Genomic DNA, 25,012 nt, shown 5'->3' with positions numbered 1-25,012 from the left:
CGTGTTGTGCAGTCCTTGCAGCGAAGCGGTGAGATGGAGCATCTGTGGCGGGTGGCAGGGCAGTTTGCCAGCATGGGCATATTGAATGTTGCCGATAACGACCGCTTGCACGCGATCATTTCGTCCTTGCCGCTTTTTCCGCACATGAGCGTCCGCGTCGTCCCGCTCGCTCGCCATCAGGCGGCGGTGGACTCTGCCGCCGATGTGTAATTGTTCGCGAGGCTAAGCGCTTTGGCGATTTGTACGCAGCACCGCATCGTCCGCATTTGTTCGGTGTTACTGAGAAGTGTCCAGCAATTTCGAACTATATGCTCGTCGAGAGTGTCCATGGATGACTGATTTTGCAAAGGGTCAGGCCGCCGTGGATCGAGAGCACCCTTGAAAACAAACGTATGAGCGATCGAAGGAGAGAGAAATGGAACAGACCCAGGGAGAGGGACAGCAGACCAGCCAGGCGCCGATCGATGCAGTTGGATCAAGCCGGGTGGTCGTCGAGAGCAACGTTGCGGTGCCGATGCGAGACGGCGTCGTCTTGCGGGCTGACGTATACACGCCCGAAGGTCCGGGTCCTTGGCCGGTCCTCCTTTCGCGCACTCCTTATGGCCGGGCAACCGCTGACCATCTGAATTTTCTGGAACCCGTTCATGCGGCGCAAAAAGGGTTCATCGTCGTCAATCAGGACACACGGGGAAGAGGGCAATCCGAGGGAGAATGGATGCCGTTTCGCCACGAATATGAGGATGGCTACGACTCTGTCGAATGGGCCGGCCGCCTTCCTCGATCCAATGGCCGTGTGGGCATGTTCGGCGCCAGCTATTTCGGGAACGCGCAATGGATGGCCGCTGCAGCACAACCGCCGTCGCTAGGCGCCATCGCGCCCATGGTTACATGGTGCGACCCGATGAACGGTCTCTACGGTCGAGGCGGAGCGGTCGAATGGGGCCTTGAAGTGCCATGGACCATGCAGATGGGGTTCGAATTTCTCCTCAAGCACCCGACAATCGCGCCTGAGGCGAAAATGCCGCTCGTCGGCGAGTTGCTTGCCGATCTCGACGGTCTCAAGAGCGGGGCTTATTGGGATCTGCCCATTCGGCGAAGCCCGACTCTTGCAAAATACGAGCTTCCCGGTCTTGGTGCGATCCGCGCAATTGACCACCCCGAAACCATCGCCTGGTGCCGAGTTTCCGGGCAGCATGACCGCATCGAGGTGCCGAGCTTTCACGGCGGCGGCTGGTACGATGTCTTTCTGCAGGGGACGCTGGATAATTACGTCGCCATGAAGATGGCCGGCAAGGACGCGCGCGCGGTGATTGGCCCGTGGACGCATTTCGTTTTGCGCGATCCCGTCGGCGACCTGTGTTTCGGCGCAATGTCTTCCAGGCTCGGCGCTCCAGTGCACCCGCATGGCGACACCAACGATTTCCTGCTCGCGTGGTTTCGCCGCCATCTGGCGCACGATACCCACATCGCGCTGCCGGAGACGTCCGTGCGGATTTTCGTGATGGGTCGCAACGTTTGGCGCGACGAGCCTGCCTGGCCGCTGGAGCGCGCACGCACTGAGCGCCATTTTCTGAATAGCGACGGCACCCTGACCAAGGACCGACCGGCGGAAAACTCGCCCGCCTCCACCTTCGTTTACGATCCAGCAGATCCCGTCCCGACGCACGGCGGTCCGATCGTCATGTCGCCGGGTTACCCGGCCGGACCGATCGCACAAGCCCCGATTGAAGCCCGGGACGACGTGTTGGTGTTCACCTCCGTACCATTGGAGGAGGATGTCGAAGTTACAGGTCGGATTCGTGTCGTGCTGCATGCGAGCAGCTCCGCGCCGTCGACCGACTGGGTTGCGCGACTAGGCGACGTTCATCCCGACGGGCGTTCGATCAACCTGTGCGACGGCATTCTTCGCGTAGCGACCGGTGCCGATGCTAAGGGCCGCTACGAAATTGATCTTTGGTCGACCAGCAACGTCTTCTTAGCAGGACACTGTATTCGCGTGCAGGTGACGAGCAGCTGCTTCCCGCGCTGGGATCGCAACCTCAATACCGGCGACCAAGACAGCCCCGCGATGCAGATCGCACAACAGAGCATTTTCCACGATCCCGAATTCCCATCGTTCATCGAGCTTCCCGTGGTGCCCGGCTCTCCGGGAAATCCGTGAAGAGGCTGTCGACGGGGTGCGAGACAGAAGTCGACGTCGAAGGAATCCTAACAATCGAGCCGAGAAAAGCCGGTGCGGGCGAGGGTGCGGGGCCGCGAAAGCGCAATGTTGCCCCTCATCGACCTGTTGACCGGGGTCCTGTCAAACCCGACGTGCGTTGATCGGCCGGACTATGGCACAGCGCCCGGTTGTAGGACAGCATCGACAGGACATCCTAAAGTCAATCGACGGACAGCCCCGCGCCCGCTAAGGGGGGTGTGAACCAATACGGAGCGGTCGCATTTCGCCCATGCAGCAAAAGCCCAAGCGCGCCCGCGCCATTGCCTTGCCGCACAGCGAGGTGCGGGCGAAAGCGACCGAATATCTCGATTTTCTGGCTGCCTGGGTCAGCAAGCCGCGCCAGACCGCGTCGGTCGTGCCGTCCAGCCGCTATCTTGCCCGACTGATGGTGCGCGACATCGACCCCGCCGACGGCCGGGTCATGGAACTGGGCGGGGGTACAGGCGTGTTCACCCGCGCCATATTGGAAACGGGGCTTGATCCCGACCGGCTGGAAGTGGTCGAGATCAACCCGGCGTTCGCGCGGGGATTGCGCCGGCATTTCCCCGGCGTTTCGATCCTGGAAACGCCCGCGCAGATCGTATCGACCGCCGCCGCCGGCCAGCCTGGCGAGTATCAGGCGATCATCAGCGGCCTGCCGCTGCTGGCGATGGACCGGCAATTGCATGTCGATATCCTGTCCGAAGCATTCCGCATGTTGCGACCGGGCGGCGGCGTCATCCAGTTCACCTATTCGATGCGCCCGCCGGTCAGCCGCGACGTGCTCGACGCGCTGGAGCTGGACGTGACCCGGATCGGCCAGACGGTCCGCAATTTTCCGCCCGCCACCGTGTTCCGCTTTTCCCGCAGGGACGAATAGCTACAGGTTGCATCGCACCGTTACCGCCCTATCTTCACGGCCACGGCATTTGCGGGGGCGTCGCCATCCATGGCATCGATCATCACCATTTCCGCCCTCACCAAGGTCTATGCGTCGGGCTTTGCCGCATTGAAGGGCATCGACCTGACGATCGAGGAGGGTGAGATATTCGCGCTGCTCGGCCCCAATGGCGCGGGCAAGACGACGCTGATCTCGATCATATGCGGCAATGTGAACCCGAGCGGCGGCACGGTGAGCGTCGCCGGGCACGATATCGTCACCGGCTATCGCGGGTCGCGCACCGCCATCGGGCTGGTGCCGCAGGAACTGGCGACCGATTCGTTCGAGAAGGTCATCGACACCGTCCGTTTCAGCCGCGGCCTGTTCGGCAAGCGGCGCGACGACGCGCTGGTCGAGAAGATCCTGCGCGACCTGTCGCTATGGGACAAGCGCGACGCCCGGATACTGGAATTGTCGGGCGGCATGAAGCGGCGGGTGATGATCGCCAAGGCGCTGAGCCACGAGCCGCGCGTGTTGTTCCTGGACGAGCCGACCGCGGGCGTCGATGTCGAGCTTCGCCGCGACATGTGGGGGCTGGTGCGGCAGTTGCGCGATACCGGCGTCACCATCATCCTGACCACCCATTATATCGAGGAGGCCGAGGAAATGGCCGACCGGGTGGGGGTGATCACCCGTGGCGAACTGCTGCTGGTCGAGGATAAGGCGACGCTGATGAAGAAGCTCGGCAGGAAGACGCTGACCATTCATCTGAGCGAGCCGTTGGCGGTTCTGCCGCCCGCGCTGGCCGGGCGCGGGATCGTGCTGGCGGGGGAGGGGTGGAGGCTGGAATATAGTTTCGACACCCATGCCGAGCGCACCGGCATTTCCACCGTGCTGCGGCAACTGGGCGACCTGGGCATCGGCTACAAGGATCTCGATACCCGGCAAAGTTCGCTGGAGGATATTTTCGTGAGCCTGGTGCATCGGGAGGAAGCGGCATGACCGGGTTCAACTGGCATGCGATCAAGGCGATCTACCTGTTCGAACTGGCGCGCTTTCGCCGCACGCTGATGACCGGGCTTGCGGTGCCGGTGCTGACCACGTCGCTCTATTTCATCGTTTTCGGGTCGGCGATCGGATCGCGGATGACACAGGTCGACGGCATCCCCTATGCCGCGTTCATCGTGCCGGGGCTGATCATGCTGTCGATGTTCACCGAAAGCATCTTCAACGCCAGTTTCGGCATCTACATGCCCAAATTCACCGGCACCATATATGAACTGCAATCGGCGCCGGTGTCGGCGCTGGAAACCGTGATCGCCTATGTCGGCGCGGCGGCGACCAAGTCGATGTCGGTGGGGTTCACGATCTTTGCCACCGCGCATCTGTTTGTCGACGTGCCGGTCGCGCATCCGTTGGCGATGCTGGGGTTCATGGCGGTGATCGCCGTCAGCTTCTGCCTGTTCGGCTTCATCCTGGGCATATGGGCGCAAAGTTTCGAACAGTTGCAGATCATCCCGCTGCTGGTCATCATGCCGATGACATTCCTGGGCGGGGCCTTTTATTCGATCGCCATGCTGCCCGAACCGTGGCGGACGATCACCCTGTTCAATCCGGTGGTCTATCTGATTTCGGGCTTTCGCTGGACCTTTTTCGGCCAGGGCGACGTCGCCATCCACTACAGCCTGTTGTTCGTGCTGGGGATGCTGGCGCTGTGCAGCGCGGTGATCGGCTGGATGTTCAGGACCGGCTACCGCCTGAAAAAATAGGCCGCGACGGGCGGTTCAGGCGTTTTCATTTTCGGGCTGGACGGCGAACAGGGTGACGCCCTTATATTTGCGGTCGTCGGCGTCATAGAGGCCGCCCATATATTCGAAATGTTCGTCGAGAACGCGCAGGTCGCCAAGCCCCGCCAGCTTGAACGTGCCCAGTTTCAATTCGCGCGGCGCCGCGCCGTCCCGCGCAATCGTCACCGCGTCGATGAACATTTCATCATGGCGCGTGTAGAGGATATGGGGGGCCAGCGTGACCGTCATTTTATTATATGTCGCGACGAGGCACTTTTGCAGCGCGATCGATTCAAGGATGGTCGTAGGAGCTTGCATGGCCCGATCCATAGCAAATTGACGGCCGTGGCAAAAGGTCTTTTTGTGCAATGCACCATGGATCGCGCCGGTTTGGCGACGGGCCGTTACCGTGGCGGCCGCGCCATCAATCCCAGGCGATCACGCAGCGTCCAGCGCACGACCAGTAGCAGCGCGACGACGCCCAGGCCGGTGGCGAGGCCGATCCAGATGCCAAAGCCGCGCATGTGCAGCGGAAAGGCCAGCAGCGTGCCGACGCCGATGCCGATGCCCCAATAGCCCAGCATCGCGAAGATCATCGGCACGGTGGTGTCGTGCAATCCGCGCAATATCCCCGCGCCGACCGCCTGCGCGGCGTCGACGATCTGGAACAGGGCGGCGATGCCGAGGAAGCCGACCGCCAGACCGATGGTCACGCGATTGGCGGGATCGTGCAGGTCGAGGAAGGCGCCGACCAGCAGGCGCGGCATCGTCACCAGCAGCGCGGCGGTGGCGAGCGCGAAGCCGGTGCCCAGCATCAGCGCCAGCCATCCGGCGCGGCCGATGGCGGCGCGATCGCCCCGGCCATAGGCGATGCCGACGCGCACCGTCGCCGCCTGGCCGATGCCCATCGGCACCATGAAGACGATCGCCGCGATCTGGATGGCGACAGCGTGGGCGGCCAGCGATTCGCGGTCGATCAGCCCCATCAGGAAGGCAGAGGCGTTGAATATGGTGGTTTCGAAGCCCAGCGTGATCGCAATCGGAAGGCCGATCGCCCATACCGCCCGCAGCCGTCCGCCATCGGCACGCCAGAAGCGGCCGAACAGATGATAGCGGGAAAAGCGCCGGTCCATCAGCACGACCAGGACGAGGCCGGCGAACAGGAAGGTCGAGGACAGGGTGCCGGCGATGCCCGCGCCCAGCAGCCCCAGCGCGGGCAGCCCCAGATGGCCGAAGATCAGCGCCCATCCAACGATGATGTTGAACGGGATCGCCAGCGCCATCAGGACGACGCTCCAGGCCGGCCGTTCGAGCGCGGCGATGAAATTGCGCAGCGTGGTGAAGCCAAGGAAGGGGAGCAGCGCCCATTGCAGGCCGCGCATCAGCAGGCCGGCCTGGCGCGCCAGATCCCCGTCCTGCCCCATCGCGATCAGGATGGCTTCGCTGTGCCATAGCAGCGCCCAGGCGGGCAGCACGAGCATCGCCGCTGCCCACAGCGTCTGGCGCACCGTGCGGCGAATGTCGCGCACCGCATGGAACCGCCGTCCGCGCGCGGCCGCGATCAACGGCGATGCGGCGGTGACGAGGCCCATGCCGAAGATCAGCAGGGCATTGAACAGGTTGATCGCCAGCGCCCCGGCGGCGACGGCGTCAGACCCGATGCGCCCCAGCAGCAGCAGGTCGGTCGCGGCGATGCCGGCCCAGGCGATATTGCCCGCGATCATCGGCAGCGCGAGCGCGACCAGCGCTCGCGCCTCCAGGCGCCAGGGCGATGTCATGCCTCAATGGGCTTTGCGAGGCATGATGTGCAGGACGGCGACGATGATGCCGCCAACGACCAGGCCGACGATACCGGCGCCGATCGCGTTGACGACCCAATCGACCACCGGGCCGATCGCGGGCAGCGCGCTCGCCGCACCCTGCGCCGCATGGTGGATGGTGTCGGGAATGGCATCGACATGGAATTCGTGCAGCCCGTGGACGATGAGGCCGCCGCCGACCCACAGCATCGCCGCGGTGCCGACCACGCTCAATATCTGCATCAGGACCGGCATGGCGTGGACGAGGCCGCGCCCGACGCCGCGCGCCAGCGCCGACCCGCGCTGCGCCATGTGCAGGCCGATATCGTCCATCTTCACGATCAGGCCGACCACGCCATAGACGCCCACCGTGATGAGAACCGCCACCACCAGCAGAATGACCGCCTGTTCCCACAATGATTGGGTCGCGACGGTGCCGAGCGCGATCGCCATGATCTCGCCCGACAGGATGAAGTCGGTACGGATCGCGCCGGCGACCTTTTGATCCTCCATGTCCTGCGAGGACAGCGTGGCGATGGCGTCCTGGGCCACGTCATGCCCGCCCTGGATCGCTTCCAAAAGCTTTTCGGCCGCCTCAAAGCATAAAAACGCGCCGCCCACCATCAGCAGCGGCGGCAGCAGCCAGGGCGCGAAGGCGCTGAGCAGCATGGCGGCCGGGAGCAGGAACACCAGCTTGTTGCGAAGCGACCCCTTGGCGATCTTGTAGATGATCGGCAGTTCGCGGTCGGGCGTGAGGCCGACCACATAGCGCGGGGTGACGGCGGCATCGTCGATCACCACGCCGGCCGCCTTCGTGCCCGCCTTGCCGGCGGCGGCCGCAACGTCATCGATGGAGGTCGCGGCGATCTTGGCGATGCCGGCGACATCGTCCAGCAGCGCGATCAGACCTGACGGCATATCGTTTCAACCCCCGAATTCAGATTGCGGCTCTCTATCGGTCGTGCCGCGCAGGCGCAACGTCAGTTGACGCCCCGACCCGGCGGATCGCTGGCGGGGAAGGATTCGTCGATCTGTTCGTCGACCAGGTCCCAGTCCTTCGCGTCGATGCCTTCCTGTTCGTCAGGCCCGGCGTCGCGCACGATGCCCGACGAGCCGACCGGCCCGCGGTCGTCGGCGGCCTGCCTGACCTGCCACTGCCGCAAGCTTTTCCAGCCATAGGCGGCGATGCCGCCAACGAAGGCGAATTTGAGCAAACCCATCATGTCCTGCTTTCTGTGTTCGGATTGATATGGACCCAGCCCGCCCGGTCGCGCGTGCCGGAATCGTCGGCATGGAGTGCGATGTCGCCTTCCTCGTCGGTGCCGGCAGGGGCCGGGGACATGGCCGCGCGCCCGATCGCTTCGTCGAGCGACCAGCGTTCGGTGAGCGCGGCGTCGATCATCCGCCGCCACATGGCATCGTTACCGGCGTTGCGCATCGCCGCGTCCGGCTCCTTGAGCAGGGCGACGATGCTGGCGGCGTCTTCGATGAACGCAGGCCAGCCGGCGGGGTCGCCCGCGGCAAGATGCCGGGCGAGCCGTTCGATCACGCTGGTGTCCGTCGGGGGCGAGGTCATGCGGGGAGAACGCCGCGCCGTCGCGCTCGTTCCGTGCGACCGTGACGGTCGCGGTACGGGCGCGACGGTCAGGCCGCCGCGCGGCGCAGCCGGTCGTTGATCGCGGCGCCCAGCCCTTCGGACGGGATCGGCGCGATGGCGATGCGCGCGGCGGCGCTGGCGTCGGCCTGATGCAGCGCGGCGAAGAGCTGGGCGGCGGCTTCGCGCAGGTCGGCGTCGGGGCTGAGATTGGCATGGCAGGGCATGAGGCCGAAACCGATCAGATATTCGTCCTTGGCCGCCGTCAGCGCGTCCAGCCGCACGGGCTTGGACGGCGCATAATGGCTTTCGAGCTGGCCGGGCGCTTCGACCCGGCCCACCGGCGCGCCGACGATCACGGGCAAGCCGGCCGCCTGTTCCAGCATCGCGGTCGTGATGGGGCCGGGGCGCAGCACACGGATCTGCGTGTCTTCGGGAGCGACGATGGTCGATTCCAGCCCCTCGCTGGTCGGTCCTTCATCCAGGATCATGCGGATGCGCCCGTCGAGGCTGGCGAGGACATGTTCGGCGCGAGTCGGGCTGATCGAGCCGCTGCGATTGGCCGAAGGGGCAGCGAGCGGCCGCCCGCTTTCGCGGATGAGCGCGCGCATCGCCGGATGCGCGGGCAGGCGCAGCGCGACGGTGGGGAGGCCGGCCATGATCTGCGGCGACAGGCCGCTGTCGCGGCGCACGGGCAATATCATCGTCAGCGGACCCGGCCAGAAGCGGTCGGCGAGCAGGAGGGCGACCGGGTTGAGCGCGGCCAGCGACTGCGCCATGGCGAGATCGGCGACATGGACGATCAGCGGATTGAAGCTGGGCCGGCCCTTGGCGGCGAAGATCGCGGCCACCGCCCGGTCGTCGGTCGCGTCGGCGGCAAGGCCATAGACCGTTTCGGTCGGCACCGCGACCGGCTCCCCCGCCCGGATCAGCATCGCCGCCTCGCGCAGCGACGCCGCGCCATAGGGGCTGATCTTCGTCATGGGATGATGGGTCGGAATGGTCACGCCTTTCGCTATAGCCGCGGAAAACAGGGGGGTAAAAGGGCAATGCGTCGCCATGGTTACGGGCGCGCGATATTGCCCGCGGGGGACGGGGCGGCTAGAGCGCTCCATATGACCGAGCAGGTATTGATCCGCATCGCGCAGGCGCTGGAACGCATCGCGCCCGCCCCGCCGCCATCCGCCGATCTGCACGCGCACCGCGCCTATATGTGGGATGGCGGCGCGATCTGTCCGGTCGAGGCGTTCGCGCCGGTCGATTATGCGCTGCTGTCGGGGATCGACGCGCAAAAGGGCGCGCTGCTGGAAAACAGCCGCCGCCACGCCGCCGGCCATGCCGCGCACGATGTGCTGCTGTGGGGCGCGCGCGGCACCGGCAAGTCGGCGGCGGTTGGATCGGTGGTGGCCCGGTTACAGGGCGAAGGCGCGGATATCGCGCTGCTGCAATGTGCGATCGATGATCTGGCCAGCTTGCCGCGCCTGTTTTCACTGCTGCGCGATACGGACAGACCATTCATCCTGTTCATCGACGATCTGGGCTTCGAAGAAGGCGATGGCGCGGGCGCGCGAACGCTGCGCTCGCTGCTTCAGGGCGGCACGGCGGCGCGGCCCGCCAATGCGCGGCTCTATGTTACGTCGAACCGCCGCCATATCGTGCCCCGGCACCTGTCCGAGCAGGATGATCCGGTGAACCCGCGCGACGTCATCGACGACAAAATGGCGCTGTCCGATCGCTTCGGGTTGAGCCTTGGCTTCCACGCCATCGACCAGCAGGCCTATGTCGATATCGTCGCGGGCTATGCGCAAAGCCTGGGGCTGGCGTTCGATCCGATGGAGGCGATCCGGTGGTCGACCCAGCGGGGCAGCCGGTCGGGCCGCGTCGCGTGGCAATATGTGGTGGAACTGGCCGGGCGCAGCGGCCTGTCGATCTGAAACCCCGTCAGTCGGGCAGGAGGATGATCCGGCCCGTCACCTTCCGGTCGTTCATCAGGCTGAACGCTTCGCACCAGTCGCCAAGCGGCATTTCGCAATGGACATGCGGCGTCAGGCTGCCTTCGCCCGCCATGCGCCATATCGCGTCGAGATTGTCCTTGCCCAGTTGTGGAAAGCGCCGACCATATTCGCCGGCGCGCACGCCGACCACCGAAAATCCCTTGATAAGCGGCATGTTGGCGGCGATGGTGGGAATGCGCCCGGATGTGAAGCCGACGACCAGCAGCTTGCCGCCAAAGGCGATGCAGCGCGTGCTTTCATCGAAAATATCGCCGCCCACCGGATCATAGATGCAGTCGGCGCCGCCATTTGTGATGGCCTTGACCCGTTCGCGGAAGGGCTTGCCGGTGTCGAGGATCGCGTGCGGCGCATATCGCGCCATGATCGTGTCGAGCTTGGCGGCGGAGCCGGAGGCCGCGATCACCCGCGCGCCCAGCGCCAGCCCCAGATCGACGGCGGCCAGCCCGACACCGCCGCTCGCCCCATGGACCAGCAGCCATTGATCGGGCTGGAGCTGCCCCAGGCGCACCAGCGCCACATAGGCGGTGATATAGGCGATGCCGAACGCCGCGGCCTGCGCATGGGTGAAAGTGGCGGGCTTGTGGCGCAGCAGGTGCGCGTCGACCGCGACATAGCGGGCGAAGCTGCCCACCCTGGTGGTGCCGGCTACGGCGTCCCCGACCTTGAAGCCGCAGCCGGGGCCGGCGCGTTCGACGACGCCCGACATTTCCATGCCCAGAATGAACGGCGGGTCCGGCCTGAACTGGTACAGCCCCTGCGCCATCAGCAGATCGGGGAAGTTGAGGGCGGCCGCCTCGACCCGCACCAGCACCTGGCCCGGCCCGATATCGGGGACGGGAACGTCCCGAATGTCGCAGCCTTCAAAGCTTGGGGACGGGGCGATCACATGGAGGGCGCGCATAGGGGCTTTCGGTTGGCGGGAGGGGCAGTCGCTACGCGGCGCCGCATGATTGCGTCAAACATAATCCGGCTTTCGGGGCAACGGCAGAACCGGGTCCATCGTATCGGCGAGAGCGGCAAGGGGCCGCATCCCGCCGCGCCGCCGTCATGCGGACTGTTCCGGGGCGATCACATCAGTCGATCATCATCAGGCTGGCGTTGCCGCCGGCGGCGGTGGTGTTGATGGAGGTCGACACTTCTTCCATCAGCCATTCGAGATGATAGGGAAGCGCCTGCCCCGGATCGGCGGCGTGGACCGACAGGATGGGGCCGGGCAGGGCGGCAACGTCGCGCAACAGCGCCGCGACCTGATCCGCGCCGCCCTCGACCAGCGCGGCGGCGCAGGGTTCGTCGTCATCCTTTAAGAGCATCGCGGCAACGCTGGCGGGCAGGCCCGCGGGCAACGCCATCCCTTCGACAAACCCCCGGTTGCCGGTGGCGAGTATGGCGGCAATCTGGGCCATCAGGCCATCGTTGGTCGCCGGCCGCATCAGGATGCGCCCGCGCGGATGCAGGGCGTACAGGTTGCGCTCGCCCACGGGGCCGGGCAGCTCGACCGCATGGCCGATCGGCGAGGCCGCGGCGAAAGCGCGTGCGAGCGTCGCGCCTTTCGCGTCGCCCCGTTGTTCGAGCCACAGGATGAAGTCGCGCAGCGGGGCGGCGGTCGCGCCCGTGGGAGCGATCGCCGCAGGGGGCGCGATCGTCAGCCGGCCAAGATATAGCGGTCCGCCCGCCTTTGGTCCGGTGCCGGACAGCCCGCTCCCGCCAAAGGGCTGAACGCCCACGATCGCGCCGATGATGTTGCGGTTGATGTAGAGATTGCCTGCCTTCACTCGCCCGGCGACATGCGCCAGCGTGGCATCGAGCCGCGTGTGCAGCCCGAATGTGAGGCCGTAGCCGGTGGCGTTGATCGCGTCGATCAGATCGTCCAGCCGCTCGCGCCGGAACCGCAGGACGTGCAGGACGGGGCCGAATATCTCGCGCTTGAGATCGCCCAGCCGCTCGATCTCGATGATCGTCGGCGGTACGAAGGTGCCGTGGAGATGCGCCCGGCTGAGCGCCCGCTGCTGGACGCGCCGGCCCATGCCGCGCATGTCGCCGATATGCAGGTCGATCCCTTGCTGCGCATCGGCGGTGATGACCGGGCCGATATCGACGGCGAGCCGATCCGTCCGGCCGATCCGCAACTGGGCGATCGCGCATTCGAGCATGGCGAGGGTGCGATCGGCGATTTCGTTCTGAAGGCACAGGATGCGCAACGCCGAGCAGCGCTGGCCCGCGCTGTCGAAGGCGGAGGCGATGACGTCGGCGACCACCTGTTCGGCGAGCGCGGAGGAATCGACGATCATCGCGTTCTGGCCGCCGGTTTCGGCGATCAGCGGAATGGGCTTTCCCTCACGCGACAGGCGCGTGGCGAGCTGACGCTGGATCAGCCGCGCCACGTCGGTCGAGCCGGTAAACATGACCCCCGCCGTTTCCGGGGCGGCGACGAGCGCGGCGCCGATGGCGCCGTCGCCCGGAAGCAGGTGCAGGACATCGGTGGGAATGCCCGCCCGGTGCAGCAGGCGAACCGCTTCCGCCGCGATCAGCGGGGTTTCCTCGGCGGGCTTGGCCAGCACTGGATTGCCCGCGACCAGCGCCGCCGCGACTTGCCCTGTGAAGATCGCGAGCGGGAAGTTCCACGGGCTGATGCAGGCGACCGGCCCCAGCGGACGCTGAACCGGGGTGAAGGTCGCGCGTGCCTGCACGGCATAATAGCGCAGGAAATCGATAGCTTCGCGCACTTCGGCGATGGCGTTGGGAAGGGACTTGCCGGCTTCGCGGGCGATGAGGCCGAGCAGGATCGGCATCCGTGCCTGGAACAGGTCGGCGGCGCGGTCCAAATGGGCGGCGCGCGCCGCGACCGGCGTCGCGGCCCAGCGCGGCGCGGCCCGCGCGGCGATGCGGGCGGCGTCGAGAGCGTCCGATTCCAGTGCGAAGGCAACCGTTCCGACGACGTCGCGATGATCGGCGGGATCGACGACGGGGCGTGCGGGGCGCTCCGTCGTCGACCCCGCGATCATCGGTTGCGCATGCCATGCCGTCGCCGCGCTCTGCCCGAGCGCGGCGCTCAGCTCCGCCAGGGCGACTTCGTCGCCAAGGTCTATGCCGGCGGAATTGCGCCGGCCGGGATAGATGTCGGCGGGCAGGGCGATGCGGTCGTGCGGCGCACCGGGGTCAGGCATGGCGCGCACCAGCGCCACCGGGTCGGCGATCAGGTCCGCTATCGGCACCGCCGGATCGGCGATGCGATTGACGAAGGAGGAATTGGCGCCGTTTTCCAGCAGGCGACGGACCAGGTAGGCGAGCAGCGTTTCGTGCGTGCCGACCGGCGCATAAATGCGGCAGGGGCGGTCCAGCCCATCCTTGCCCACGACCTGTTCATACAGTGCTTCGCCCATGCCGTGCAGGCATTGAAACTCATATTGGCCGGGGCTGAAATCCGGCCCGGCCAGATGGTAGATGGTGGCGAGCGTCTGGGCATTATGCGTGGCGAATTGGGGGAAGACCGCGTCGGGCGCGGCCAGCAGCATGCGGGCGCAGGCAATATAGGCGACATCGGTATGGAGCTTGCGGGTATAGACGGGGAAGCCCGCCAGCCCGTCCACCTGCGCGCGCTTGATTTCCGCATCCCAATAGGCGCCCTTGACCAGGCGGACCATGATGCGGCGACCGGCACGGCGTGCGAGGTCGACGATCCAGTCGATGACGAAGGGGCAGCGCTTGCCATAGGCCTGGACGACGAAGCCCAGCCCATCCCATCCGCGAAGGTCCCGATCGAGCGCGAGGCTTTCAAGCAGGTCGAGCGAGAGTTCGAGCCGGTCGGCTTCTTCGGCGTCGATGTTGAGGCCGATGTCGTAGCGTTTCGACAGGATCGCCAGGTCCCGCACGCGCGGCAGCAGTTCGGCCATCACCCGGTCCGCCTGTGCCCGGCCGTAGCGCGGGTGCAGTGCCGACAGCTTGATCGAAATGCCCGGACCCTGCAGGATGCCGCGCCCGTCCGCGGCCTTGCCGATGGCGTGGATCGCGGCTTCATAGTCGCGATAATAGCGTTCGGCATCCGCCGCCGTCGTCGCGGCTTCGCCCAGCATGTCATAGCTGTAGCGGAAGCCCTGCGCTTCCAGCGGGCGGGCGCGCTGAAGCGCCTGGGCGATGGTTTCGCCTGTGACGAACTGTTCGCCCATCAGCCGCATGGCCAGGTCGACGCCGCGCCGGATCACCGGTTCGCCGGCGCGGGCGACCAGCCGCGCGAGCGCCGCGCCCATGCCGCCGTCGTCGACGCTGCCGACCAGCTTGCCGGTCACGACCAGCCCCCAGGTGGCGGCGTTGACGAACAGCGATCGTCCCTCGCCCAGATGCGCGCTCCAGTCGCCATCGGCGATCTTGTCGCGGATCAGCGCGTCGCGCGTGGCGCTGTCGGGGATGCGAAGCAATGCTTCGGCCAGGCACATCAGCGCCAAGCCTTCATCGCTGGACAGCGAATATTCCTGCACCAGCGCCTCGACGCCCGACCGTTTGCGCTTCGCGCGCAACGATGCGACCAGTTGGCGCGCCGTGTCCCGCACCGATGCGCGGACGGAAGGATCGAGCATGGCCGCATCCAGAAGGGGGGCGATGCATTGCGCCTCGTCGCGGCGACATGCGGCGGTGACAGCCCGCCTCAGCGCGGACTGTTCGCGGATAGGCGGGGCAAAGGCGACGAAGGCGGATTGCTGCGACATCGCGCCATGATATATCGGACGACAGGGGCGATCAGACCTAATTTGCGCGAAAAGGCGTCGGATCGACTTATATATCAAAGAAATGCAGGCGAAAATCATGACGAAAGCGACCAATCCAGGCAATCTGGACGAATTCGATCGCAAGATCGTCGCGGCGTTGATCGACGATGGCCGGATGACCGTCACCGACCTTGCCCGGCGCGTGGGATTGTCGAAGACGCCATGCCAGGTCCGGCTGCGGCGGTTGCTCGACAATCGCGTCATATTGGGATTTCGCGCGACGGTGGATTCGGCCAAGCTGGGGCTGGATCATGTCGCGTTCACCGAAGTCAAACTGTCCGACACGCGCGAAAAGGCGCTGGAAGAATTCAACGCGGCGGCGCGGCGCATTGCCGAGATCGAGGAATGCCACATGATCGCCAGCAGCTTCGATTATCTGCTCAAGGTGCGAACCGCCGATATTCGGATGTATCGGACGGTGTTGGGCGAAAGGATATCGAGCCTGCCGCATGTCGAAAGCACGTCGACCTTCGTCGCGATGGAAACGGTGAAGGACCGTGGCGTCTGATGCGGGGGAATGGCAAAAACCCCGCCTTTCGGTAACGAAAGGCGGGGTTTTCGAAATGGCCTTGGTCATCCGCCGCTACGGCGCCGTGCGCCTGTGCGGTGGATGTTGCACAGCGTGTCAGGCGAGTTCGGTCGCGGTCTCTGCCTTGGGCTTGCGACCGCGCTTTGCCGGCGCCTTGGCCGCCGGCGTGGTCGTCTGCGCCTTGCGCCCCAGGCCGATCTTGACCGCAAGTTCCTTGCGCTGCGCGGCGTAATTGGGCGCGGTCATCGGATAGTCGGCGGGCAGACCCCATTTGGCGCGATAGTCGGCCGGCGTCATCTGATAATGGGTCATCAGATGGCGCTTGAGCATCTTGAGCTTTTTGCCATCTTCAAGGCAGACGATATAGTCCGGCTTGATCGACGAACGGACCGAAACGGCAGGTTCCTGCTTGGGCGCTTCGGGCGAGGCGGCGGTGCCCAGGCCCGACAATGCGGCATGCACATTGCTGATCAGCGATGCGACGTCGCTGACGCTGACCGAATTGTTGGAAACATGCGCCGCCACGATATCGGCGGTCAGGGTGACGAGAATTTCGTCGCCAGCGTTCGTTGTCATTATAAAGCGTCCCTTTATACAATAGTTGCCCCGCGCCACTACAGCAAAAGAAGCCGCTCGGCTAGTCCTCTAAGCCCTGTCGTGCAGAGTATTGCGCAGCAGGTTTGGATAGCCCGTTTTTTGGTTCGGCGCCATGTCATGCAGGAAGAAATTGCACATGTTTCTGCGCGGAAAATCTTGGTCGTGGCCGACTGGAAACCGCTGATTTTCAAATGCTCTGCTTTTTTCCGATCGAGACCCGGTCTTCACCGCCGGGCGGGATTGTCGTACAGGTGTCATTCCCACTTTTTGGAGGTAACTATACTTGCTGCACAGTGGCATGTGCCAGTTTGACGCAATGGTTTAGGATCATCGTCTATATGATCGACTTGCGATGGCGTCGTCGTCGCGATGCGATCCGATAGCCGATTCCCGCATGCCGCACGGGCGCGCGCGATACTGCGAGATACTGGACGCGAGATTTCGGACGCGTGCCGATGCATGACGGCGCCCTGCTCCCATTTTTTACCGTACACCCGGCCAGGCCGGCTTTCCGCCTGTTCCACTTATGTATATTGCTGTCGCCCCCGGCGCGCGTGAACGCCGTAGAGCATCATCGTCGATCCGACATCGATCAGCAGGAGAGGCCCATGACCGTGCGCGAGGCGACTTCATTTTGCAGGATTTGTTCAGCCGCCTGCGGCATGCATCTGACCATCGACGACGATGACGATCGCATCGTGGCGATACGCGGCAACCGCGCCGACCTGATGACGCAGGGCTATGCCTGTTTCAAGGGATTGCAGGCCGACGAAGCGCATCACGGTGCCGCCCGGCTGCTCCATCCGCTCAAGCGGCAGCCGGACGGCAGCTATCGGCAGATCGGTTCGGAACAGGCGCTCGATGAAATCGCGGGCAAGATCGCCGCGCTGGTCGATCGGCACGGGCCGGACGCGCTGGGCGTGTTTTGCGGCAATGGCGGCCTGTACAATGTGCCGGCCTACCGGATTCACCGGCATTTTCTGGCGGCGTTGGGATCGCGGCAATATTTTTCGACGATCACCATCGACCAGTCCGCCAAATTCATATCCGCAGGCCGGTTGGGCAGCTGGGCGGCGGGCTATGCCGACCTCAATAACATGGACGTGGCCATGCTGGTCGGCGCGAACCCGATGGTGGCGCATGGATCGCCGCCGATCCTGCTGGTCGATCCCGTCAAGCGATTGAAGCAGGCGCGGGCCAACGGCCTCAAGCTGATCGTCATCGACCCGCGCCGGACCGAAACGGCCAATGTTGCCGACCTGCTGCTTCAGCCCTTTCCGGGCGAGGATGTCGCGATCCTGGGCGGGATGATCCGCATCATCCTTTCGGAAGGATGGGAAGACCGGAAATTCTGCGCCGATCATGTCGGCGAGGAGGGGATGGCCGCTTTGCGCGCCGCGGTCGAGCCGCTGACGCCCGATTATGTCGAGGCGCGCGCCGGCCTGGCGTCTGGCCAGTTGTTCGAAGCGATCGCGCTGTTCGCGCGGGATTCCAGGGTGGGCGGCGTCCATACCGCGACCGGGGTGTGCATGTCGCCCTTTTCCAACCTGGCGCAGCATCTGGCGGAAACGATCAACATCCTGTGCGGCCGTTACCTCCGCGAAGGCGACGCCGTGCACCAGATGGACCCGCTGGCGCGCCGCTATCCCGTCCATGCCGAGGTCATGGCGCCCGGCCGGAACTGGGAGGAAAGCGGGCCGAGCCGGATTCGCGGCGCGTACGAGATGTTCGGCGAGCGGCCGACCGGCACGCTGACCGACGAAATCCTCACCCCCGGCAAGGACAGGATCCGCGCGCTGATCCTGGATGGCAGCAACCCGCTGACATCGCTTCCCGACCAGCGCAAGGCCGCGCAGGCGATGGCCGAGCTTGACCTGCTGGTGGCGATCGACCCGTGGCGCACGCCCAGCACGCATTTCGCCCATTATATCCTGCCGCCACGGATGCAGTATGAGCGCGCCGATCTTCAGTGGAATCCGCCGGGCATGAACATGTTTCCTGGCGCCCATGCGCGCTATGCCCCGGCGGTGCTGAACCCCCCCAGGGGCAGCGACGTCGTCGACGACTGGTATGTGTTCTGGGCGATCGCGAAGCGGATGGGCCGCACGATAGCCTATGACGGCGTGCCGCTCGACATGGAAACGCCGCCGACGACGGACGACCTGATCGCGATCCTCATCAGGAACGGGCAGGTGTCGCTGGATGAATTGAAGGCCAGTCCCAACGGGATAGAGGCGGCGATCGACGAGGTCGTCAAGCCGCCGCGCGACGGAGCGCGCGGCAGGTTCGACGTCATGCCGCACGATGTGCGCGCCGAGCTGGAAGACTATCTTGCAAAGGCCCCGGATCGGGACGGCATGCGCTTTACCCATCGGCTGTCGACCCGGCGGATGCGCGACCTGTTCAACAGCAACGGGCGCGATATCAAGGCGGTCAGAAAGCGCACGCCCTATAACCCCGCCTTCCTGCACCCCGATGATCTGGCCGCGCATGGCGTCGCCGCCGGCGACCGGGTGGAACTGGTGTCCGCCCATGGGCGGGTGGCCGCGATTGTCGGGGTCGACGAGGGCGTCAAGCCCGGCGTCATATCCATGGCCCATGGCTGGGGCGCGTTGCCCGGCAGCAACGAGGATCCGGCCGAGACGGGATCGGCGGTCAATGCCCTGATCGACACCGACAGGAATTTCGAAGCGATCAACGCGATGCCGCATATGTCCGGCGTGCCGATCAATATCGTTCGATTGCCCGGCTGAAGCCGTGCCGCAGGATTGCTATTGCGGCAAGGCGCGGCGATGATCCGGCGCTGTTGCCTTGAGGAGATGATGTGCCTGTGTCTGCGCCCTATGAAATAACGACGAAAGAGGGCCTGTGCCTGAGGGGGGATGTCGCCGGACCTGTGGACGGGCGGCCGGTGGTCCTGCTCCACGGCGGCGGCCAGACCCGCCATTCATGGGCCAGGACGATGCAGGTGCTGGCCGACAACGGCTATCGCGCCCTGGCCTATGACGCGCGAGGCCATGGCGACAGCGACTGGTCGCCGACCGGGGACTATGCGATTTCGGCGCTGTCGGACGATCTTCTGGCGGTGCTTTCCGACCTGGATCGGCCCGCGGCGCTGATCGGCGCGTCAATGGGGGGTCTGACGGCCTTTCATGCGATCGGTTCGACGCCCGATCCCGTCGCGCGGGCGCTGGTGATGGTCGACATCACCTTGCAACCCGCGCAGGAGGGGGTCGAAAAGATCAACCGCTTCATGGGCGCGCATCCCAACGGCTTTGCGAACATCGAAGAGGTGGCCCAGGCCGTGTCGGCGTTTCGGCCCAACCCCGCGCGACGGTCAAACCCCGGCGGCCTTGCCCGAAATGTCCGGTTGCGAGCCGATGGCCGGCTCTATTGGCATTGGGACCCGCGCGTCATCGAAGCGACGGGCGACGGGTGGCCGCAAACCATCGCCGAGGATCTTGGCCGCCTGAGCGACCGGATCACGCTGCCGCTGCTGCTGATGCGCGGCGGCCATAGCGATATCGTCGATGACAGCGGCGTCGACATGATGATCGCAGCCTTGCCGCATCTGGAAATCATGGATGTGCAGGGCGTGGGCCATATGGTCGTCGGCGACAGCAACGATGCCTTCAACGAAGGCTGCATGGATTTCCTGCAAAGATGCTTTTGACCCTCGGTCGCTGACGGGTGGGGGCCGTTCGCCCCATGGCGTGGGGTTTTGCGACCTGAGGGCAGGGATGGTAGCATAGTCAGCAATGGAAGGATCGCCGATCATGGATGTTGATGTCGCGGACCGCCTGGATCATGCGCCCGCGGATGCGCTCGCCCGGCTGCTGGGGGATCGGTTCACGACCCGCGTGGGCATGCGCGAGCAATATGGCCGGGGCGAATCCTATCCCCATCTGCACCTGCCCGATGCCGTCGCCTTTCCGATGACGACGCAGGAGGTCAGCGAGATCGCGCGGATATGCTCTGCCCACGGCATTGCCATGGTGCCGAGCGGGGCGGGCACGTCGCTGGAAGGCCATATCGCCGCTCCCCATGGTGGCGTGGCGATCAACCTGTCGAAGATGGACAGGGTCCTTGAGGTTCATGACGGCGATCTCGATGGCATCGTCGAGGCCGGGGTGACGCGCGAGGCGTTGAACCATGAGCTGCGCGACCGGGGGCTGTTCTTCCCCATCGATCCCGGCGCCAACGCGACGCTGGGCGGCATGGCCGCGACCCGTGCGTCGGGCACCAATGCCGTGCGATACGGCACCATGGCCACCAATATATTGGGGCTGACGGTCGTCCAGCCCGACGGCACGATCATCCATACCGGCGGCCGCGCGCGCAAGTCGGCGGCGGGATATGACCTGACGCGGCTCTATGTCGGGTCCGAAGGGACGCTGGGGATCATCACGCAGGTGCGATTGCGCCTCTATGGCATTCCCGAAACGATCGCGGCCGCGACATGCGTGTTCGACGATCTGGCGGGCGCGGTCGCCACCGTGACGGAGCTTGTCCAGCTGGGCGTGCCGGTGGCGCGGGTCGAATTTCTCGACGATGTTCAGGTGCGCGCCTGCAATGCCTGGTCGCATCTGGACCTGCCGGAAAAGCCGCATCTGTTCCTGGAATTTCACGGATCGCCCACGGCCACCGCCGAGCAGGCGGATATGGCCGCCATGCTGGCGCGCGGCAATGGCGGTTCGGATTTTCAGTGGACCAGTTCGACCGAGGAACGCAACCGGTTGTGGAAGGCGCGCCACAACGCCTATTTCGCGGCGGTCGCGCTGAAACCGGGGGCGGGGGTGTGGACGTCGGACGTGTGCGTGCCGGTGTCGCACCTGTCGGACGCGGTGCTGGCCGTGCGGCAGGATATCGACGCCAACGGCCTGACCGCGCCGATCGTCGGCCATGTCGGCGACGGCAATTTCCACGTCCTGTTCGCGATCGACCCCGACGATGCCGGCGAGCGGGAACGGGCCGAACAAGTGTATGAGCGGATGATCGACCGGGCGATCTCAGTGGGCGGAAGCTGCACGGGCGAGCATGGCATCGGCCTGATGAAGCGGCATCATCTGGTGCATGAACATGGCGAGGGCGCGGTTGCCACCATGCGCGCCATAAAGCAGGTGCTCGATCCCCGGAACCTGATGAATCCGGGCAAGATATTCCTGTAAGGGGCCTTGCGGGCCGCCGGGCGAAGGGCCGTCATCACCGCCCGTCGCATCTGGGCGGCAGGGGGAGGGCGGCGGAGGCGCGGGGCGGGTTCAGCCCGCCTTTTCAGCCAGGACCGTCAATCCCTTTTCATTGACTTCGGCAAAGCCGCCTTCGACCGGGATGATTTCCGGCGCGGACCCTTGCGTCGCATAGATCTGGATGCTGCCGTCGCGCACGGTCGACATGAAGGGCGCATGGCCCTCCAGCACGCCGAAGTCGCCATCGGTGCCGGGCACCACGACCTGCCACACCTCGTCCGAACGAACGAGCTTTTCCGGGGTCACGAGTTCGAAATGAAGGGGCATGTTATTGGCCTTTTGAGATCAAAGAAACTGTCATAGTCAGCTGAGCGTTACCATCTTTCTCAGGTCCAGTATTGGCCATGATGCTAATGGTCGGCTGACTGGAATTACCTGTGTCAGCAATGAATACGGTATGGAGAAATGACCCATCACTTTCTGATGTAAGCTGATCTATTTTGCTTGGTTTCCAAAAATTGTCATTTTGGATAAGCGCATATAATTCCGGTCTTGCTTCCTGTACCCATTGGGATTGCCCCACGAGCACCAAGCAGAGAGGCGTCGTCTCATAAGCCAGGATCAGTATTTGGGCATGTGGATCAAACCATTTGCCGAACCGAAATTTTCCGAAACGAGGGTTTGAGGCGGCTACGATATTTGGTGGAATATCGGTTGAATATGTCAACAATCCACGATCGATCGCTGCCTGCTCAGGGCGACGAATGCTTTTATCTGCCGACCCACCGCGCACTGAGATTGCACTACAAGCCTTGATAACATTGTCGAGATTAACGGCAAGAGAACGTATTTCACGGTCTTTTGCCGCCGGAGATTTATCCTCAATATGAGGCGGAGGGGCTTGCGCCGATGCGGGCGCAGCGAGCGCCAATCCAAACAGTGCAAGCCCCTTCATGTATTTAAGCCGCCTCGGCCGCCAGCTTCTTGGCCTTGGCGACGGCTTCGTCGATGCCGCCGACCATGTAGAAGGCGTTTTCGGGCAGATGGTCATATTGACCGTCGACCACCGCCTTGAACGACTTGACCGTATCCTCGACCGCGACGAACTTGCCGCTGATGCCGGTGAAGACTTCGGCGACGTGGAAGGGCTGCGACAGGAACTTCTGGATCTTGCGCGCGCGGGCGACGGTCAGCTTGTCCTCTTCGGACAGCTCGTCCATGCCCAGAATGGCGATGATGTCCTGAAGCGACTTGTACTTCTGGAGGATCGACTGGACGGCGCGGGCGGTGTCATAATGTTCCTGGCCAACGGTGCGCGGCTCCAGCACGCGGCTGGTCGAATCGAGCGGATCGACCGCCGGATAGATGCCCAGTTCCGAAATGGCGCGGTTGAGAACGGTCGTCGCGTCCAAATGCGCGAACGAGGTTGCCGGAGCCGGATCGGTAAGGTCGTCTGCAGGAACGTAGACGGCCTGCACCGAGGTGATCGACCCCTTATTGGTCGAGGTGATGCGCTCCTGCAACTGGCCCATGTCGGTCGACAGGGTCGGCTGATAGCCCACGGCCGAAGGAATGCGGCCCAGCAGAGCGGACACTTCCGCGCCCGCCTGGGTGAAGCGGAAAATATTGTCGACGAAGAACAGCACGTCCTGATTTTCGACGTCGCGGAAATATTCGGCGATGGTCAGACCCGACAGGGCGACGCGGGCACGGGCGCCCGGCGGCTCGTTCATCTGGCCATATACGAGCGCGACCTTGGAGCCTTCGCTGATCGCGTTGCCGTCGGCGTCCTTGGCGATGACGCCGGCGTCGAGGAATTCGTGATAGAGATCATTACCCTCGCGCGTGCGCTCGCCGACGCCCGCGAACACGGATGTGCCGCCATGGCCCTTGGCGATGTTGTTGATCAGTTCCTGAATGAGAACCGTCTTGCCGACGCCCGCGCCGCCGAACAGGCCGATCTTGCCACCCTTGGCGTAAGGGGCGAGCAGGTCGATGACCTTGATGCCGGTGACCAGGATCGAGCTTTCGGTCGACTGGTCGATGAACTCGGGCGCCTTGGCGTGGATCGGCGAATGGGTCTTGGCACCGATCGGGCCGCGCTCGTCGATCGGCTCGCCGATGACGTTCATGATCCGGCCCAGCGTTTCGGGACCCACCGGCATGGTGATCTGCGCGCCGGTGTCGGTGACTTCCTGCCCGCGGGTCAGACCCTCGGTCGAATCCATCGCGATGGTGCGGACGGTGTTTTCGCCCAGATGCTGGGCGACTTCCAGCACCAGCCGCTGGCCGTTATTGCTGGTTTCCAGCGCCGAGAGGATCGACGGGAGCGCATCGGGGAAGGTCACGTCGACGACAGCGCCGATGACCTGCGAAATGCGGCCTACATTGTTGGTGGTTGCCATGACTTCGTTTCCTTGCCTTCTACGTTCCTATCGGCTGGGCGCTTCCGCTTCGACCCAACTCCGTGTCCAAAATATCTTTCTGAAGGTGCGCTTTACCGGCTTCCAATCGGTGAATGTGTTGCCCAATAGATCGAGAGGCTGACGCATCTCGTATGAGCAGTTCACCAAATCTGCCTTTTCATCCGTACAACTGCGATGTCGAATTTCCACATTTCGCTGAAATGTGACGCCTTTGCCCGAACTCTTCGCTTCCTCCAACGCAATCTTCATTGCTTCAAACTGTCCGAGCGACCATTCGCTCAAATCTTCCATGCCTTCGTGAGCGCACCCGCTCGCGATCAGCGCGAGCAGGAGCGCCGCATTTTTAAAGCGCCTCCGCACCCGAAATAATCTCCACCAGTTCGGTGGTGATCGCGGCCTGGCGGCTGCGGTTATACTGGATGGTCAGCTTGCTGATGAGGTCGCCGGCGTTGCGGGTCGCATTGTCCATCGCGGTCATCGACGCGCCCTGTTCGGATGCGTTGTTTTCAAGCAGCGCCTTGAACAACTGGATCGTGATGTTGCGCGGCAACAATTCGTCCAGGATCGCTTCCTCGCTCGGTTCATATTCCACCGTCGCGCCGATGGCGTTGCGGTCGGCGTCGGCAGGGATCTTGACCGGGATGATCTGCTGTTCCGTCGGGATCTGCGCCAGCGCGGATTTGAAGCGCGAGTAAAACAGATGCGCGACATCGAACTTGCCGTTCAGATACATGGTCGTCAGTTCGTGCGCGACCGCCTGCGCCTGGTCGTAACCGGGCTGCTTCGCGCCAGTCGTGTCATATTGCGCGACAATCTGGCCCGGATACATGCGGTTGATCACCGGCCGGCCCTTGCGGCCGATCAGGTAGAATTTGACGGTCTTGCCGGCTTCGATCAGCTCGTCGGCCTTCAGGCGCGCGGCTTTGACGATGTTGGCGTTGAACGCGCCGGCCAGGCCACGGTCGGAGTTGGCGACGACCAGCAGATGCACCTCGTCCTTGCCGGTACCGGCGAGCAGCGGCGACGCGCCTTCGCCCGATCCGCCGGCGATCTTGGAAGCCAGCGACGCGACCACCGCTTCCAGACGGCTGGAATAGGGGCGCGCGGCTTCGGCTGCGGCCTGCGCCTTGCGCAGCTTCGCGGCGGCCACCATCTGCTTGGCCTTGGTGATCTTCTGGGTCGATTTGACCGACCCGATCCGGATCTTCAGTTCCTTGAGGCTTGCCATGACGAACCCTT

At 64.5% G+C, this 25,012-nt stretch carries 24 protein-coding genes; 10 read left to right on the top strand and 14 right to left on the bottom strand.

What is annotated here, in order from left to right:
• The 5 genes from WG908_RS02505 to WG908_RS02485 form a co-directional block, all read left to right on the top strand.
• On the top strand, nucleotides 1-210 hold a 210-nt coding region (locus tag WG908_RS02505; protein ID WP_340184953.1), incomplete at its 5' end, for a muconolactone Delta-isomerase.
• Between the two features lie 205 nt (nucleotides 211-415).
• Nucleotides 416-2,161 carry a CocE/NonD family hydrolase gene (locus WG908_RS02500; RefSeq protein ID WP_340184952.1) on the top strand — a complete coding sequence of 582 codons (1,746 nt, stop codon included), beginning with the start codon at nucleotides 416-418 and terminating at the stop codon, nucleotides 2,159-2,161.
• Nucleotides 2,162-2,450: 289 nt separating this feature from the next.
• Nucleotides 2,451-3,080, top strand: coding sequence for a class I SAM-dependent methyltransferase (locus tag WG908_RS02495; RefSeq protein ID WP_340184951.1), 630 nt, complete (start codon nucleotides 2,451-2,453; stop codon nucleotides 3,078-3,080).
• 69 nt (nucleotides 3,081-3,149) lie between these two features.
• Nucleotides 3,150-4,082 carry an ABC transporter ATP-binding protein gene (locus WG908_RS02490; protein WP_340184950.1) on the top strand — a complete coding sequence of 311 codons (933 nt, stop codon included), beginning with the start codon at nucleotides 3,150-3,152 and terminating at the stop codon, nucleotides 4,080-4,082.
• On the top strand, nucleotides 4,079-4,849 hold the full coding sequence (locus WG908_RS02485) for an ABC transporter permease (RefSeq protein WP_340184949.1): 771 nt from the start codon (nucleotides 4,079-4,081) through the stop codon (nucleotides 4,847-4,849). Before WG908_RS02490 ends, WG908_RS02485 begins: the two co-directional genes overlap by 4 nt.
• Nucleotides 4,850-4,864: 15 nt before the next feature.
• Here the strand turns inward: WG908_RS02485 and WG908_RS02480 are convergent, their stop codons facing one another.
• From WG908_RS02480 to WG908_RS02455, 6 genes are all read right to left on the bottom strand, one after another.
• Entirely contained in the window at nucleotides 4,865-5,185 is a 321-nt protein-coding gene (locus WG908_RS02480) for a hypothetical protein (RefSeq protein WP_340184948.1), read from the bottom strand.
• 86 nt (nucleotides 5,186-5,271) lie between these two features.
• Nucleotides 5,272-6,645 carry an MATE family efflux transporter gene (locus WG908_RS02475; RefSeq protein ID WP_340184947.1) on the bottom strand — a complete coding sequence of 458 codons (1,374 nt, stop codon included), beginning with the start codon at nucleotides 6,643-6,645 and terminating at the stop codon, nucleotides 5,272-5,274.
• Between the two features lie 3 nt (nucleotides 6,646-6,648).
• Nucleotides 6,649-7,584: a DUF808 domain-containing protein gene (locus WG908_RS02470; protein WP_340184946.1), complete on the bottom strand. Its 936-nt coding sequence runs from the start codon at nucleotides 7,582-7,584 to the stop codon at nucleotides 6,649-6,651.
• 62 nt (nucleotides 7,585-7,646) lie between these two features.
• Entirely contained in the window at nucleotides 7,647-7,889 is a 243-nt protein-coding gene (locus WG908_RS02465; protein ID WP_340184945.1) for a hypothetical protein, read from the bottom strand.
• Nucleotides 7,886-8,242, bottom strand: a complete 357-nt coding sequence (locus tag WG908_RS02460; RefSeq protein ID WP_340184944.1) for a hypothetical protein — start codon at nucleotides 8,240-8,242, stop codon at nucleotides 7,886-7,888. The genes WG908_RS02465 and WG908_RS02460 overlap by 4 nt, the downstream gene beginning before the upstream one ends.
• Before the next feature lie 68 nt (nucleotides 8,243-8,310).
• A complete protein-coding gene (locus tag WG908_RS02455; protein WP_340184996.1) occupies nucleotides 8,311-9,243 on the bottom strand; it encodes an L-threonylcarbamoyladenylate synthase in 933 nt (310 codons plus the stop codon).
• 132 nt (nucleotides 9,244-9,375) lie between these two features.
• On the opposite strand from WG908_RS02455, the gene WG908_RS02450 reads away from it, so the two are divergent.
• Entirely contained in the window at nucleotides 9,376-10,194 is an 819-nt protein-coding gene (locus tag WG908_RS02450; protein WP_340184943.1) for an ATP-binding protein, read from the top strand.
• 7 nt (nucleotides 10,195-10,201) lie between these two features.
• Here the strand turns inward: WG908_RS02450 and WG908_RS02445 are convergent, their stop codons facing one another.
• Together WG908_RS02445 and putA are read right to left on the bottom strand one after the other, a co-directional pair.
• Nucleotides 10,202-11,176, bottom strand: a complete 975-nt coding sequence (locus WG908_RS02445; protein ID WP_340184942.1) for an NADPH:quinone oxidoreductase family protein — start codon at nucleotides 11,174-11,176, stop codon at nucleotides 10,202-10,204.
• 172 nt (nucleotides 11,177-11,348) lie between these two features.
• Nucleotides 11,349-14,975, bottom strand: a complete 3,627-nt coding sequence (gene putA, locus WG908_RS02440; protein ID WP_340184941.1) for a trifunctional transcriptional regulator/proline dehydrogenase/L-glutamate gamma-semialdehyde dehydrogenase — start codon at nucleotides 14,973-14,975, stop codon at nucleotides 11,349-11,351.
• A gap of 97 nt (nucleotides 14,976-15,072) precedes the next feature.
• On the opposite strand from putA, the gene WG908_RS02435 reads away from it, so the two are divergent.
• Nucleotides 15,073-15,543 (top strand): Lrp/AsnC family transcriptional regulator, encoded by a 471-nt coding sequence (locus WG908_RS02435; RefSeq protein WP_340184940.1) that lies wholly within the window; start codon nucleotides 15,073-15,075, stop codon nucleotides 15,541-15,543.
• Nucleotides 15,544-15,660: 117 nt separating this feature from the next.
• Here WG908_RS02435 and WG908_RS02430 read toward each other — a convergent pair whose 3' ends face one another.
• Complete coding sequence (locus WG908_RS02430) at nucleotides 15,661-16,140, bottom strand: Ros/MucR family transcriptional regulator (RefSeq protein ID WP_445326647.1); 480 nt, start codon at nucleotides 16,138-16,140, stop codon at nucleotides 15,661-15,663.
• A gap of 476 nt (nucleotides 16,141-16,616) precedes the next feature.
• On the opposite strand from WG908_RS02430, the gene WG908_RS02425 reads away from it, so the two are divergent.
• From WG908_RS02425 to WG908_RS02415, 3 genes are all read left to right on the top strand, one after another.
• Nucleotides 16,617-18,914, top strand: coding sequence for a molybdopterin-containing oxidoreductase family protein (locus WG908_RS02425; protein WP_340184939.1), 2,298 nt, complete (start codon nucleotides 16,617-16,619; stop codon nucleotides 18,912-18,914).
• A gap of 71 nt (nucleotides 18,915-18,985) precedes the next feature.
• On the top strand, nucleotides 18,986-19,834 hold the full coding sequence (locus WG908_RS02420; RefSeq protein ID WP_340184938.1) for an alpha/beta fold hydrolase: 849 nt from the start codon (nucleotides 18,986-18,988) through the stop codon (nucleotides 19,832-19,834).
• A 103-nt stretch (nucleotides 19,835-19,937) separates the two neighbouring features.
• Complete coding sequence (locus WG908_RS02415; protein ID WP_340184937.1) at nucleotides 19,938-21,329, top strand: FAD-binding oxidoreductase; 1,392 nt, start codon at nucleotides 19,938-19,940, stop codon at nucleotides 21,327-21,329.
• 90 nt (nucleotides 21,330-21,419) lie between these two features.
• Here WG908_RS02415 and WG908_RS02410 read toward each other — a convergent pair whose 3' ends face one another.
• Genes WG908_RS02410 through WG908_RS02390 form a run of 5 tightly spaced genes read right to left on the bottom strand, consistent with a single transcriptional unit; the run spans nucleotide 21,420 to nucleotide 25,001 of the window.
• A complete protein-coding gene (locus WG908_RS02410) occupies nucleotides 21,420-21,674 on the bottom strand; it encodes an ATP synthase F1 subunit epsilon (RefSeq protein WP_340184936.1) in 255 nt (84 codons plus the stop codon).
• A gap of 1 nt (nucleotide 21,675) precedes the next feature.
• Nucleotides 21,676-22,302, bottom strand: coding sequence for a hypothetical protein (locus WG908_RS02405; protein ID WP_340184935.1), 627 nt, complete (start codon nucleotides 22,300-22,302; stop codon nucleotides 21,676-21,678).
• A 4-nt stretch (nucleotides 22,303-22,306) separates the two neighbouring features.
• Entirely contained in the window at nucleotides 22,307-23,752 is a 1,446-nt protein-coding gene (gene atpD / locus WG908_RS02400; RefSeq protein WP_340184934.1) for a F0F1 ATP synthase subunit beta, read from the bottom strand.
• Nucleotides 23,753-23,779: 27 nt separating this feature from the next.
• The gene (locus WG908_RS02395; RefSeq protein ID WP_340184933.1) at nucleotides 23,780-24,064 is read right to left on the bottom strand and encodes a hypothetical protein; all 285 of its coding nucleotides are present in this window, start codon (nucleotides 24,062-24,064) and stop codon (nucleotides 23,780-23,782) included.
• Nucleotides 24,065-24,116: 52 nt separating this feature from the next.
• A complete protein-coding gene (locus WG908_RS02390; RefSeq protein WP_340184932.1) occupies nucleotides 24,117-25,001 on the bottom strand; it encodes a F0F1 ATP synthase subunit gamma in 885 nt (294 codons plus the stop codon).
• Nucleotides 25,002-25,012 lie beyond the last annotated feature (11 nt).

Origin of the sequence: Sphingobium anseongense, from assembly GCF_037725245.1 — a bacterium.
Lineage (GTDB): Bacteria > Pseudomonadota > Alphaproteobacteria > Sphingomonadales > Sphingomonadaceae > Sphingobium.
Note: the sequence above shows the minus strand (reverse complement) of the source record. Positions and strands in the feature narration are given on the sequence as shown.

Excerpts from the sequence above, each read along its gene's own strand:
- WG908_RS02410 (WP_340184936.1), bottom strand. The coding sequence starts at position 21,674 with ATGCCCCTTCATTTCGAACTCGTGACCCCGGAAAAGCTCGTTCGTTCG.
- WG908_RS02425 (WP_340184939.1), top strand. The coding sequence starts at position 16,617 with ATGCATGACGGCGCCCTGCTCCCATTTTTTACCGTACACCCGGCCAGG.
- WG908_RS02500 (WP_340184952.1), top strand. The coding sequence starts at position 416 with ATGGAACAGACCCAGGGAGAGGGACAGCAGACCAGCCAGGCGCCGATC.
- WG908_RS02465 (WP_340184945.1), bottom strand. The coding sequence starts at position 7,889 with ATGATGGGTTTGCTCAAATTCGCCTTCGTTGGCGGCATCGCCGCCTAT.
- WG908_RS02435 (WP_340184940.1), top strand. The coding sequence starts at position 15,073 with ATGACGAAAGCGACCAATCCAGGCAATCTGGACGAATTCGATCGCAAG.
- WG908_RS02445 (WP_340184942.1), bottom strand. The coding sequence starts at position 11,176 with ATGCGCGCCCTCCATGTGATCGCCCCGTCCCCAAGCTTTGAAGGCTGC.
- atpD (WP_340184934.1), bottom strand. The coding sequence starts at position 23,752 with ATGGCAACCACCAACAATGTAGGCCGCATTTCGCAGGTCATCGGCGCT.
- WG908_RS02495 (WP_340184951.1), top strand. The coding sequence starts at position 2,451 with ATGCAGCAAAAGCCCAAGCGCGCCCGCGCCATTGCCTTGCCGCACAGC.
- WG908_RS02480 (WP_340184948.1), bottom strand. The coding sequence starts at position 5,185 with ATGCAAGCTCCTACGACCATCCTTGAATCGATCGCGCTGCAAAAGTGC.
- WG908_RS02490 (WP_340184950.1), top strand. The coding sequence starts at position 3,150 with ATGGCATCGATCATCACCATTTCCGCCCTCACCAAGGTCTATGCGTCG.
- WG908_RS02395 (WP_340184933.1), bottom strand. The coding sequence starts at position 24,064 with ATGGAAGATTTGAGCGAATGGTCGCTCGGACAGTTTGAAGCAATGAAG.
- WG908_RS02475 (WP_340184947.1), bottom strand. The coding sequence starts at position 6,645 with ATGACATCGCCCTGGCGCCTGGAGGCGCGAGCGCTGGTCGCGCTCGCG.
- WG908_RS02430 (WP_445326647.1), bottom strand. The coding sequence starts at position 16,140 with ATGACAACGAACGCTGGCGACGAAATTCTCGTCACCCTGACCGCCGAT.
- WG908_RS02470 (WP_340184946.1), bottom strand. The coding sequence starts at position 7,584 with ATGCCGTCAGGTCTGATCGCGCTGCTGGACGATGTCGCCGGCATCGCC.
- WG908_RS02460 (WP_340184944.1), bottom strand. The coding sequence starts at position 8,242 with ATGACCTCGCCCCCGACGGACACCAGCGTGATCGAACGGCTCGCCCGG.
- WG908_RS02405 (WP_340184935.1), bottom strand. The coding sequence starts at position 22,302 with ATGAAGGGGCTTGCACTGTTTGGATTGGCGCTCGCTGCGCCCGCATCG.
- WG908_RS02455 (WP_340184996.1), bottom strand. The coding sequence starts at position 9,243 with ATGACGAAGATCAGCCCCTATGGCGCGGCGTCGCTGCGCGAGGCGGCG.
- WG908_RS02415 (WP_340184937.1), top strand. The coding sequence starts at position 19,938 with ATGGATGTTGATGTCGCGGACCGCCTGGATCATGCGCCCGCGGATGCG.
- WG908_RS02485 (WP_340184949.1), top strand. The coding sequence starts at position 4,079 with ATGACCGGGTTCAACTGGCATGCGATCAAGGCGATCTACCTGTTCGAA.
- WG908_RS02390 (WP_340184932.1), bottom strand. The coding sequence starts at position 25,001 with ATGGCAAGCCTCAAGGAACTGAAGATCCGGATCGGGTCGGTCAAATCG.
- putA (WP_340184941.1), bottom strand. The coding sequence starts at position 14,975 with ATGTCGCAGCAATCCGCCTTCGTCGCCTTTGCCCCGCCTATCCGCGAA.
- WG908_RS02450 (WP_340184943.1), top strand. The coding sequence starts at position 9,376 with ATGACCGAGCAGGTATTGATCCGCATCGCGCAGGCGCTGGAACGCATC.